General features: G+C 69.5%; 7 protein-coding genes and 1 pseudogene. 4 read left to right on the plus strand and 4 right to left on the minus strand.

The features are described 5' to 3' along the window. Positions 1 to 7 precede the first annotated feature (7 nt). The 4 genes from R0232_RS01275 to R0232_RS01290 are packed head-to-tail and all read left to right on the plus strand — an operon-like array spanning position 8 to position 7763. Entirely contained in the window at positions 8 to 1345 is a 1338-nt protein-coding gene (locus R0232_RS01275; RefSeq protein ID WP_296774708.1) for a DotU family type VI secretion system protein, read from the plus strand. A 1-nt stretch (position 1346) separates the two neighbouring features. Then, positions 1347 to 5036 carry a type VI secretion system membrane subunit TssM gene (gene tssM, locus R0232_RS01280; RefSeq protein WP_431511006.1) on the plus strand — a complete coding sequence of 1230 codons (3690 nt, stop codon included), beginning with the start codon at positions 1347 to 1349 and terminating at the stop codon, positions 5034 to 5036. Continuing rightward, the gene (gene tagF, locus R0232_RS01285; RefSeq protein ID WP_431512849.1) at positions 5036 to 5752 is read left to right on the plus strand and encodes a type VI secretion system-associated protein TagF; all 717 of its coding nucleotides are present in this window, start codon (positions 5036 to 5038) and stop codon (positions 5750 to 5752) included. Before tssM ends, tagF begins: the two co-directional genes overlap by 1 nt. A 28-nt stretch (positions 5753 to 5780) precedes the next feature. After that, complete coding sequence (locus R0232_RS01290) at positions 5781 to 7763, plus strand: protein kinase domain-containing protein (RefSeq protein ID WP_431511007.1); 1983 nt, start codon at positions 5781 to 5783, stop codon at positions 7761 to 7763. Positions 7764 to 7779: 16 nt separating this feature from the next. Here R0232_RS01290 and R0232_RS01295 read toward each other — a convergent pair whose 3' ends face one another. The 4 genes and pseudogenes from R0232_RS01295 to R0232_RS01310 form a co-directional block, all read right to left on the minus strand. Next, positions 7780 to 8322, minus strand: coding sequence for a cysteine hydrolase family protein (locus R0232_RS01295; RefSeq protein WP_431511008.1), 543 nt, complete (start codon positions 8320 to 8322; stop codon positions 7780 to 7782). A gap of 53 nt (positions 8323 to 8375) precedes the next feature. Further along, positions 8376 to 9674: pseudogene (locus R0232_RS01300) on the minus strand (YifB family Mg chelatase-like AAA ATPase); the annotation flags it as partial. Positions 9675 to 9735: 61 nt separating this feature from the next. Further along, positions 9736 to 10140, minus strand: a complete 405-nt coding sequence (locus tag R0232_RS01305) for a TetR family transcriptional regulator (protein WP_431511009.1) — start codon at positions 10138 to 10140, stop codon at positions 9736 to 9738. Continuing rightward, complete coding sequence (locus R0232_RS01310) at positions 10137 to 11987, minus strand: hypothetical protein (RefSeq protein WP_431511010.1); 1851 nt, start codon at positions 11985 to 11987, stop codon at positions 10137 to 10139. Before R0232_RS01310 ends, R0232_RS01305 begins: the two co-directional genes overlap by 4 nt. Positions 11988 to 11991: the final 4 nt, after the last annotated feature.

The raw sequence follows: 11991 nt of genomic DNA on the forward strand, positions 1-11991 counted from the left end.
CGATCGCATGAACGGCATCAACGACGTGGCCGTCGGGCCGGGCGGCTTCGTGCCGCCGAATCCGGGTGGCGGCAGCAACGCGGGCAACAACCCGCTGAACGCGCCGCGCGGCCTCGGCGAGCAGCCGCAGGCCTTCACCGCCTTCCACGACACGCGGCGCCCGCATGCGGGCGACACCGCGCTGGCCGGCAACAACCCGCTGGTGGCCGCGGCCAATCCGCTGCTCGACCTGATCCCGCAGATCCGCGCCACCGGCCACCACGACTCGCCCGCGCAGCTGCGCGAGCACCTGGTCGACGAGGTGCGCCGCTTCGAGACGCGCGCGCAGCACAGCGGCATCTCGCCCGAGGTCATCATCGGCGCGCGCTACTGCCTGTGCACCGCCGTCGACGAGGCGGCCGCGCTCACGCCCTGGGGCGGCAGCATCTGGTCCTCGCAGAGCCTGCTGGTGATGTTCCACAACGAGACCTGGGGCGGCGAGAAGTTCTTCCAGCTGCTCTCGCGCCTGGTGCAGAACCCGCAGCAGCACCTGCACCTGATCGAGCTGATCTACTTCTGCCTCGCGATGGGTTTCGAGGGGCGCTTCCGCGTCATCGACAACGGCCGCTCGCAGCTCGAGACCCTCAAGCAGCGCCTGCTGCAGATCATCCGCCAGACGCGCGGCGAGATCGCCGTGCCGCTGTCGCCGCACTGGCAGGACACCAGCGCGCCGGTGCGCCGCACGCGCAACTGGCTGCCGGTGTGGGCCGTGGGCGCGGTGGCCGCGGTGCTGCTGATGATCGCCTTCGCGCTCCTGACCTTCAACCTCGGCGGCACCTCCGACGGCGCCTTCTCCGCGATCAACGCGGTGCGCCTGCCGCAGACGCAGCGTGCGGTGGCGCAGCCCGCGCCGCAGCCGCGGCTGCAGCGCTTCCTCGAGGCCGAGATCCGCGAGGGCCTGGTCAGCGTGCGCGACGAGGCCGACCGCAGCGTGGTGATCCTGCGTGGCGACGGCCTGTTCGCCTCGGGCGCCGACAAGGTGCTCGACCGCTACGTGCCGGTGCTCAACCGCGTGGCCGAGGCGCTCAACGCGGTCGATGGCAGCGTGCTGATCAACGGCTACTCCGACGACCAGCCGATCCGCAGCGTGCGCTTCCCGTCGAACTGGCACCTGTCGCAGGCGCGCGCCGACTCGGTGCGCAAGATGATCGGCGCGCGCATGACACGCCCCGACCGGCTGCGCGCCGAGGGCCGCGGCGATGCCGACCCGATCGTGCCGAACGACTCGCCGGCCAACCGCGCGCGCAACCGCCGCGTGGAAGTGACCTTGCTGGTCGCGCCGGTGGCACCGCAGGGAGGACGCTGAGATGCTGCGCGCGTTCTTCCGTTTCCTCGTCAGCCGCGACCTCTGGGTCTTCTTCGGCCTGGTCGCGCTGGCCTTCCTGATCTGGATCATCGGCCCGGTGATCGCGGTCGGCCGCTACCGCCCGCTCGAGAGCGAGTTCGTGCGCATCGTCGTGATCGCGCTGATGTTCGCGATCTGGCTGGTGCGCGTGGCCTACCGCAAGTGGCGCGAGCGCCGCCTCAACGCGCAGCTGCTGAACCAGCTGCGCACGCCCTCCAAGAAGGAGAAGGAGGCCAAGCCCGAGGAGGCGCCCGAGATCAAGGAGCTGCAGACCGGCTTCAACGACGCCACCTCGATCCTGCGCAACATGCGCTTCGGGCCGGGCGAGGAGGGCAAGGCCGCGGGCCGCTTCTCGATCTTCGACCGCCAGTATCTCTACCAGCTGCCCTGGTACATCTTCATCGGCGCGCCGGGCTCGGGCAAGACCACGGCGCTGGTCAACTCCGACCTCGACTTCCCGCTCGCCGACCAGCTCGGCAAGGCCGCGGTGCGCGGCATCGGCGGCACGCGCAACTGCGACTGGTGGTTCACCAACGACGCGGTGCTGATCGACACGGCCGGGCGCTACACCACGCACGAGAGCAACCGCGAGACCGACGAGGGCGAGTGGAAGGGCTTCCTCGAGCTGCTCAAGAAGTTCCGCCCGCGCCAGCCGATCAACGGCGCGATCCTCACCATCAGCATCGCCGACCTGCCGCTGGCCGACGACGCGCAGCGCGCGCGCCACGCGATGGCGCTGCGCAAGCGGCTGCTCGAGCTGCGCAACGACCTGGGCATCAACTTCCCGGTCTACGTGATGGTGACCAAGGCCGACCTGCTGGCCGGCTTCAACGAGTACTTCGGCGGCCTGAGCCGCGCCGAGCGCGCGCAGGTCTGGGGCTTCACCTTCCCGATCGACGCCAGCGCCGCCAGCGCCAAGGCCGCCAAGGCCGCCAAGGGCAATCAGCGCGCGGGCACCGCCACCACGCTCGAGGGCAGCGACCTGCGCGAGCGCTTCCAGCAGGAGTACCGGCTGCTGCACCAGCGGCTCGACGAGCGCCTGCCCGAGCTGCTGGCCGCCGAGCCCGACCCGATGCGCCGCGCGCAGGCCTACCTGCTGCCGCAGCAGTTCGCGAGCTTCGAGGACATCCTTGGCACCTTCCTGGCCGACGTCTTCAACCCGTCCAAGTTCGAGACCGCGCCGATGCTGCGCGGCGTCTACTTCACCAGCGGCACGCAGGAGGGCACGGCCTTCGACCGCGTGATGGGCGCGATCAAGCGCTACCTGCAGGTCAACGCGCCGCCGGCGCCGCCGCCGGGCCCGGGCAAGAGCTACTTCCTCAAGGAACTGCTGCAGCAGGTGATCTTCCGCGACGCGGGCGTGGCCGGCACCAACCTGCGCTGGTACCGGCGCAAGCGCGCGGCCGACCTGGTGGGCTACAGCGTGATCGGCGTGCTGCTGGTGGCGCTGCTGGGCGCCTGCGTCAACAGCTGGCACAACAACAAGGAGTACGTGGCCGAGGTCGACGGCAACGCGAAGTCCTTCAACCGCGCCGCGGCGCGCGGCGAGCTGCCGACCGTGGTCGACTCGAGCGGCGACCTCGCGAGCTCGCTGCTGATCCTCGACCGGCTGCGCGACCTGCCGAAGTCGGGGAAGTTCGACATCGGCGATCCGCCGCTGGGCTACCGCTTCGGCCTCTACCAGGGCGAAAAGCTGCAGGCCGCGACCGACGGCGTCTACCAGCGCGCGCTCGAGAGCGTGCTGCTGCCGCAGGCCGCGCAGCGCGTGGAGCAGTCGCTGCGCGAGGCCTCGAAGAACAACCCCGAGTACAGCTACGAGGCGCTCAAGGCCTACCTGATGCTGTACGACGCCGAGCGCTACGACGCCGACTTCCTGCAGGCCTGGCTGTTGACCGACGTGGACCGCAAGGTCGGCGCCGCGCTCACGCGCGAGCAGCGCGCCAACCTCGAGTCGCACCTGAAGGCGCTGTTCGGCGGCCGCGTCGTGAGCTCGCCGTTCGCCAAGGACGAGCGCCTGATCACCGAGACGCGCGAGCGCCTCGCGGGCGTGCCGCTGGCGCAGCGCTCGTATGCGCGGCTGCGCCGCATCCTGCTGCAGACCAGCCCGCCCAATGCCTTCACCATCGCCGAGGCCGGTGGCGCCGAGTCGGCGCTGGTGGTGCGGCGCGCCAGCGGCAAGCCGCTGACCGACGGCATCCCCACGCTGTTCACCTACCGCGGCTACTGGGACATCTTCGACAAGCGCATGGCCGAAACCACGCTCGCGCTCGAGCAGGAGGACCGCTGGGTGCTGCAGATCCGCGCGCCCGGCATCACCGACATCACCTCGCGCGAGCTGCTGCTGCGCGAGGTGCGCCGGCTCTACCTCACCGACTACATCCGGGTCTGGGACGACTACCTGGCCGACATCCGGCTGGCCGACAGCCGCTCGCTGCTGCAGAGCATCCAGATGACGCGCGTGCTCTCGACCTCGGAGTCGCCGATGTCGCGCATCATCCGCGGCGCCGCGCGCGAGACCGACCTGCTGCGCAACCACGACGAGGCCGCGCGCAGCCTGCTCGACCAGGCGCAGAACCGCGTGCAGACCACGCGCGAGCGCATCGAGCAGCTGATCGGCCAGCCCGACGGCAGCCAGCGCCGCAACACCGTGCCCGACCGGCCCGAGTCGCTGGTGGACAACCACTTCGAGCCGCTGCGCCGCATGGTGACCGCGCCCAAGCAGGGCGGGCAGGCACCGATCGATGCCACCGCCGCGCTGATCAACGAGCTCTACAACTACCTCACGGCCACCGACACCGCGCTGCGCAGCGGCAACATCCCGCCGACCAGCGACGCCGTGACCAAGGTGCAGGCCGAGGCCGGCCGCATGCCGGTGCCGTTCCAGGGCATGCTCAACGACCTCTCGGCCACCGCCTCGTCGAAGGCGGCCGCGGTCACGCGCCAGAACATCGGGCAGAACGCGGCCGCCACCATCGGCAACTTCTGCAACCAGGCGATCGCGGGCCGCTATCCGTTCTCGCGCGGCTCCAGCCGCGACGTGGCCGCGGGCGATTTCGCCAACCTGTTCGCGCCGGGCGGGATGATGGACGACTTCTTCCAGAAGAACCTCATGACGCAGGTCGACACCTCGAGCAACCCGTGGACCTGGAAGCGCGGCGTCGACGGCAGCGCCTCGGGCCGCTCGTCCTACCTCGATGCGTTCCAGAAGGCGCAGGCGATCCGCGACGTGTTCTTCTCGGGCATGGCGGGCGGGCGCACGCCCTCGTTCTCGATCGATATCCGGCCCGAGGACATGGACGCCGGCCTCACGCAGATGACGCTGGACATCGACGGCCAGACGGTGCGCTACGCGCACGGGCCGCAGGCGCCCACCACCGTCAAGTGGCCGGGCCCGCGCAACAGCAACCAGGTGCGGCTGCAGGTCACGACCTCGAGCGGCACGCCGGCCGGCGGCATCGTCACCGAGGGCCCGTGGGCGCTGCACCGGCTGTTCGACAAGGCCTCGATCTCGCCGGGCGGCTCGAGCGAATCGTTCAATGCCAGCTTCGACCTGCAGGGCCGCAAGGTGGTGCTCAACGTGACCGCCAACAGCGTCTACAACCCGCTGCGGCTGTCGCAGATGAGCGGCTTCTCGTGCCCGGGGCGCTCGTGATGAACCCCGGCGCGGCGGCGCAGCCGGCCTGGGTGCCGGGCGACGAGCAGGTCGGCTGGTACGGCAAGCTGCCCGCGGCCGGCGACTTCCTGCACCGGCGCATGTCGCGCGAGCTGCAGGCCTGGTGGGACCGCTGGATGCAGAACGGCCTGGGCGCCTTCAAGCGCTGGCCCGACGCCATGACGCGGCACTACGCGGTGGCGCCGGTGTGGAACTTCGCGATCCCCGCCACGCAGGGCGTGAACGCGGTGCAGTTCGGTTGCATCGCGCCGAGCTGCGACCGCGTGGGCCGCTACTACCCGGTGTGCGTGAGCCTGCAGGTGGATGCGCGCGCCTACCGGCCCGCGGTGCTCGAGGGCGCGGCCGCCTGGTACTGGCGCTGCGGCAACGCGATGCTGCAGGCGATCCGCCATGGCGTGGCGCCCGAGCAGTTCGACGCGCAGGTGCTGGCCGCGGGCCATGGCGGCTTCCAGCCGGCCAGCGGCGGCTCGGACGACATTCTTTCGATCCTCGGGCCTACGTCGGCGGGCGAGGGCGCCCAGCAGCGGCTGGGCTGGCCGGAGCTTCCACTGTGCTTCGACGCGTTCGGAAGCACGAGCTACTGGTGGACCAACCAGGCCGACGGCTCGCCGCTGCGGACCGCGGCGCATGGCGGCGGGCTCAACACGCCGCTGTTCTCGAAGCTTTTTTCCCAGGGGCACGTGCCATGGGCGTGAGAGTCCCGATGCATGAGGAGGAACAAGAATGACGACGGAAGGACGCACCGGCTCTCCGGTGGGCACCGACCCGCAGGAGCGGCCCCACCCGCTGGCCATCGGCCACCGGCTCGACGAGTTCGAGCTGCTCGAGGTGATCGGCGAAGGCGGCTTCGGCATCGTCTACCGGGCCTACGACCACTCGCTGCAGCGCGAGGTCGCGATCAAGGAGTACATGCCCTCGATGCTCGCGCGGCGCATCGGCGACGACAGCGTGCACGTGCGTTCGGACCGGCTCACGGCCACCTTCCAGGCCGGACTGCGCAGCTTCATCAACGAGGCGCGCACGCTCGCGCAGTTCAGCCACCCGGCGCTGGTGCGCGTGCATCGCTTCTGGGAATCGAACTCGACCGCCTACATGGCGATCCAGCTCTACAAGGGCCGCACCCTGCGCCGGCTGGCCGACGAGGAGCCCGGCACCATCTCCGAAGCCTGGCTGCTTGGCATGCTCGGGCCGCTGCTCGGCGCGCTCGAGACGCTGCACCGCAGCGGCTGCTTCCACCGCGACATCGCGCCCGACAACATCTTCATCCAGCAGGACGGCCTGCCGGTGCTGCTGGACTTCGGCGCCGCGCGCAAGTCGATCGCCGACCTGGTCGACGAGGTGGCGGTGATGGTGAAGTCGGGCTACTCGCCGATCGAGCAGTACGCCGACGACAACACGCTGCTGCAGGGCGCCTGGACCGATCTCTACGCGCTGGGCGCGGTGCTCTACCGCGCCGTCACCGGCCACCCGCCGCCCTCGGCCGTGGTGCGCAGCGTGCAGGACGCCTACGTGCCGCTCGCGAGCCTGAACCGGCCCGACCTGAGCCCGGCCTTCTGCGCCGCGGTCGACCACACGCTGGCCGTGCACAGCAAGGACCGCACGCAGACCGTGGCGGCCTTCGCGGCCGAGCTCGGGCTCAGCAAGCTCGGCGACATCTACGTGGGCGGGCTCGCGGCGCCGGTGCACGCGGCGGGCGTGGCCGCGGTGCCTGCGCCGGCACCGGCGCCCGTGGTGCCCGTCGCTTTGCCCGAGTCGTATGCGCCGGTCTCCGCGCCCGCGCCCTTCGAGGCGCCGCCGCCGGTCCGGGCGCCAGCCGCGCGCCGGCCTGCGAAAAAGTCTGCGCTGCCGCGCTGGGGCCTGGTCGGCGTGCTGCTGGTGGCGCTGGTCGCGGTCGGCAGCTGGATCGGCCTGCGCATCACGCAGTCGCCGCCGCCCACCACCACCGCGATGGCGCCGCCGGTGCCGCCGCCGGGCGCGCCGATGTCGAACCCCGCCTCGCCGCCCGCCGTGATGCCGCCCGCCGCGCCGGCCTCGGCCACGGTGCCCGCCGCCTCGCAGCCGCCGTCGGCCGATGGCGGTGGCGGCGTCGCGGCCGCGCCCACCGGCGGCAACTCGCCGACCGCCGTGCCGCCGGCCACCGCGCCGGGCAGCAACGGCGCGCTGAGCCCGCTCGACAACGTGCCCGTGACGCCCGCGAGCCCGCCGCCCGAGCCCGCGCTGGCGATCAGCGAGGCCGAGGACTGGAACCTCGCGCAGGCCGAGAACACGCGCGAGGGCTACGAGGCCTACCTGCGCCGCTACCGCCGCGGCCCGCATGCACGTGATGCGCGCAATGCCATCGCCGAGCTCAACCGGCTCGCGCAGCCGGCCTCCACGCAGCCCGTGCTGCCGGGCACCGTGCCGCCTGGCACGCCCGGCGTGCCGGGAGCGCCGGGTGCAACGCCCCCGGTCGCGGGAGGCACGGCGGTTCCGCCCGTGCCGGGCGCCGCGGCCGGCATGGGCCGCGTGACGCTCAACATCCGGCCCTGGGGCCAGGTCTTCGTCGACGGCGCCGACCGCGGCGTGAGCCCGCCGCTCAAGTCGCTGTCGCTGCGCCCCGGCATCTACAACATCGAGGTGCGCAACGGCGACCTCGAGGTCTACCGGCAGCGCGTGACGGTGCAGGACAGCAAGTCAGCGCCGGTGGTGAGCCACGAGTTCAAGTAAGGGGCGAAGGCGGCGGTCAGCCGAGCAGGCTGGCCGCGGTCACCACCTGGGCGTATTCGCCCTGCAGGTTGGCCAGCGCCATCGCGTGGACCTGCTCCGCGCCGAAAGTGGCGCCATCGATGCCCGCGCGGTCGAAGGCGAAGCTGGCATCGGACACCACCGTGACCGCGAAGCCGAGGCAGCTCGCGGTGCGCGCCGTGGCCTCGACCGACATGTTGGTGGCCACGCCGACCACCACGAGCGCCTCGATGCCGCGCACGCGCAGCCAGCGCTCGAGGCCCGTGTGCGCGAAGGCATCGGTCACGTTCTTCTCGACCACGTGCTCGGCGGGCAGCGGCACCAGCGCATCCTGGAACGCCGCGCCGGGCTGGCCCGGGAAGAACACCGAATCGGCGAAGCGCGACATGTGGCGCACATGGACCACGGGGCGGCCGGTGGTGCGCCAGTGCGCGAGCAGGCGCTGCACCTGGGCTTCCGCGTCGGGGTTGTTGCGGCGGCCCGCGCGCGGTTCCTGCATGCCTTTCTGCATGTCGATGACGAGGAGGGCGCGGTCGGTCATGGCGGGCCTGGAGTGAGCGGGACTGCGCCGCACTCTAAGCGATGCGCCGGGCGCTACAGGCCCTTCTGCAGCGCCCGCCGGTACTGCACCGCCTCCGCCACGTGCGCCGTCTCGATGACCGCCGCTCCCGCGAGGTCGGCGATGGTGCGCGCCACCTTGAGCGCGCGGTGCGTGCTGCGCGCCGACCAGCCGAGCCGGGCGGCGGCCGTGTGCATGAAGCGGCGCGCCTCGTCGCCGAGCGACGCATGGCGATCGATGTCGGTGCCCTGCAGTGCCTGGTTGGGCCGGCCCTGGCGTTCGATCGCGCGTTCGCGCGCGGCGGCTGCGCGCGCGCGGATGGCGGCGGTGGTCTCGCCCGCGGGCGCATCGAGCAGTTGCTGCGCCGACACCGCGGGCACTTCGATGTGCAGATCGATGCGATCCAGGAGCGGGCCGCTGAGCTTGCGCTGGTAGCGCGCCACCTGGTCGGGCGTGCAGCGGCAGGCTTTCGTGGGCGCGCCCAGAAAACCGCAAGGGCAGGGGTTCATCGCGGCAATGAGCTGGAAGCGCGCCGGAAAATCCGCCCGCCGCGCGGCCCGCGCGATGGTGATGGTGCCGGTCTCGAGCGGCTCGCGCAGCGCCTCGAGCGCGGCGCGCGAGAACTCGGGGAATTCGTCGAGGAACAGCACGCCGTGGTGCGCCATCGAGATCTCGCCGGGCCGCGGGGGCGAACCGCCGCCCACCAGCGCCACGGCGCTCGAGGTGTGATGCGGCGACGCGGTCGGCCGGTGCATCCAGCGCTCGGTCGAGAAGCGGCCGCCGAGGCTCGCGATGGCGGCGCTCTCGAGTGCTTCATCGATGCGCATCGGCGGCAGCAGGCCCGCGAAGCGCTGGCCCAGCATCGACTTGCCCGAGCCCGGCTCGCCCATCATCAGCAGGCTGTGGCCGCCGGCCGCGGCGATCTCGAGCGCGCGCTTGGCGCCGGCATGGCCCTTCACGTCGGCCATGTCGGCATAGGCGGGGGCGCGGGCCTGCGTCGACGCGCAGGCCCGCGACCAGCCCTCGTCGTCCGCCTCCAGGCCCGCCTGCGCATCGGCCGGCAGGAAGCGCCGCACCACGTCGAGCAGGTGCCTTGCGCCGTAGACCTCGCCGCCGGGCACCAGCGCGGCCTCGTCGGCGCTGGGCGCGGGCAGCACCAGCCGGGTGGCGATGCCGCGCGTGTGCAGCGCGAGCGCCATCGCGAGCGCGCCGCGCACCGGCCGCAGCTCGCCCGACAGCGAGAGCTCGCCCGCGAACTCGTGGCCCGCGAGCCGCGCGCCCTCGATCTGGCCGCTGGCCGCGAGGATGCCCAGCGCCATCGGCAGGTCGACCTTTTTGGTGCCTAATTAACAGTTAATGCATAAAAAGTTGTGTGCTCACAACGCCTTAGCTCTCCTAACGCCTCGACGGCCGCAGAGGAGTGACGTTGCCGCCTTGCTTGGCAGAACGAAGCGTCTGGTTATCCACAGTCAACATTTCATTCAGAGTAGCTAGGCAGGCCAATTGCTGCTTCAGAGTGAGGACTTCGCGCCGAAGCTCTGCGTTCTTCTCGCGCTCCGCTTTCAGCTCAGATGCTTTTGCCTCGAGCCGGTCTGCGGTTGCAGCTCCCTGCTTTATGCGGATGAGCTCAGCGATCTGCGGGTAATGGTTGTGGACGAGCGCGGGCGACACTCCGGCTTCGCGCGCGACAGAAGAGATGCTGAGCTCCGTTGCCTTACTGTGCGCACGGCCCCGCTGGATGCGATAGATGGCTAAGCGCAGCTCTTTCTCTCGGATGTCCGCTGGTTTGCGCAGTGTCACAACGCGGTCTCCGGTGAATATCCGAGCTGCTGCAAGACCGTGGAACATCGCTGCAGGTCTCGCTCGACTCTACCCTGGCCTCCAGGACCGATGTCATCGACCGACTGCAGTTCGGCCAGGTGGTCGTACAGCCCTTGGTAAAGGGGTTGGTGACGGCGCTCGATGACGGCGTTGTCACACCCATCGCCACATCGCGTAGGCTCGAGGTCGTTGCCAACGCATTGGCTGTCTTGCGCCGTGCACCAGGCGTGGCCATTGCTGCGGATAGGTGTGCTGAGCGCGATGCTCCTGATCATCGCACTGCGCGACTTGAACATGGTGATGTTCTCGGTGCGTGTGCGCCAGTCCATGAGGTTGCGCCCGTAGCCTCCTGCGAGAGGCTCATCGTCATCGAGCCAAGACGATACCGTCTTCACCTTCAACTCATCGAGTTCATCACCAACTTCCAAAAAGAGGGCCATCTCTTGCGCTTCGTTCAGCGCATACCCGAGCGTCATGTCGAGCGACCAGTGCTTGAAGTGATCTCGCAAGTACCTCAGGTCGCCAAATTGGCTACGAGCAGCGTAGTTTGCGAACTTCCTTCGGAACTGATGCGATGCAAGCTGCCAATCAAGGCCACAGGCGATTGCGAAGCTATTCAGATCGGTGTTTGCGGCGCCGTTCGAGATCGTTCGGACCTGCTTGCCCTGCCTCGCGTCGACACCGACAAAGATCGCACCCAAGTGGGCGCTGGCTTGCGCGATGCGAACGTCTGCAGGGTTTGACTTCCGATAGCCCTCAATCTCCTGGGTCAACATTCCCTGAAGCGGAGCCGCCCATCGATCCATGACACGAAGCGCGGCGACGGCTGCTTCCGGTACTAGCCACTCTGTCGCCCCTTCATAGGTCTTGGTGGACCTAGATCGCATCCACCAGCGGCGATTGCCTTGGGCATCCTCTGTGCTGTAGTAGCTGTTGGTGCGTAAGTACGCCAATTCATGGTTGCGGCAACCACTCAGGCTCGCGATCACGATGTAGCACGCAGTGCGAATCTGCGTGACCGCGACCTTGTAAGAGCGATAGTCCGGAGCCAGGCCGACGCGACGGATCTCTTTGGACTTCAACGCCGCGACGTACTTTTTGTGGAGCCCCGGGTGGGCTGCTTCCACGCGCTCAAGCTCCTCGCGAAGATCTAGTAGGGCAGGAGCCGCTTGGACGATGGCCCAGGCACGCTGGAACAAGGTGGCAAATACCTCATCAGGCATCAAGGGAGTGCGTGCTGAAGCGCTGGAACTCTGGGTATACCCAGTCATGTAGGCTGCGGTGGTGTCAGGCCAAGGATGCTTCGGCATCGCATCGAAGGTGTACTGGCTCAAATCAAAGAGCTCTTCAACCGCAGATAAACGTCGGTACAGGCCCGAGGCCTTCAGGCTCTTCCGATTGCCTGGTCCCGTTCCATCGCGAAAACGTTCCGAAGTGCGCAACTCGTGCGCATAGGAGTTGCACGCAAGAGGGGTCACATCTTTCAATGCGCCAAGGCCAAGAGATGCAAAGTAGTTCAAAGCCTGCGCTATCGACCTGAAGGTTCCGACCACGGTGACGGGGGCCGGCCGACGAATGCTATTCGCGCCGCGCCGCAAATACCTGTACAGCATTGCCTTCGCGACGTCGCGGAAACATTCTGGAATCGCAGCGAAGTCCATCTTCGTCCGAGCAGGACTGTTGTTGGTAGTGACGCCAACGGCCCACCAGACGGAATCGCCGTAGCTGCTGACAACCTGCCAGGTCCCATCGACGCGGGTGAGAAAGACTATCAGCCGATCGCGCTCCTCAGTGGACAGATCGCGTACTTCGTCCGGCTGTGACAAGACT

It is taken from the genome of Variovorax sp. DAIF25, from assembly GCF_050711835.1.
GTDB lineage: Bacteria > Pseudomonadota > Gammaproteobacteria > Burkholderiales > Burkholderiaceae_C > Variovorax.

Excerpts from the sequence above, each read along its gene's own strand:
- tssM (WP_431511006.1), top strand. The coding sequence starts at position 1,347 with ATGCTGCGCGCGTTCTTCCGTTTCCTCGTCAGCCGCGACCTCTGGGTC.
- R0232_RS01290 (WP_431511007.1), top strand. The coding sequence starts at position 5,781 with ATGACGACGGAAGGACGCACCGGCTCTCCGGTGGGCACCGACCCGCAG.
- R0232_RS01295 (WP_431511008.1), bottom strand. The coding sequence starts at position 8,322 with ATGACCGACCGCGCCCTCCTCGTCATCGACATGCAGAAAGGCATGCAG.
- tagF (WP_431512849.1), top strand. The coding sequence starts at position 5,036 with ATGAACCCCGGCGCGGCGGCGCAGCCGGCCTGGGTGCCGGGCGACGAG.
- R0232_RS01275 (WP_296774708.1), top strand. The coding sequence starts at position 8 with ATGAACGGCATCAACGACGTGGCCGTCGGGCCGGGCGGCTTCGTGCCG.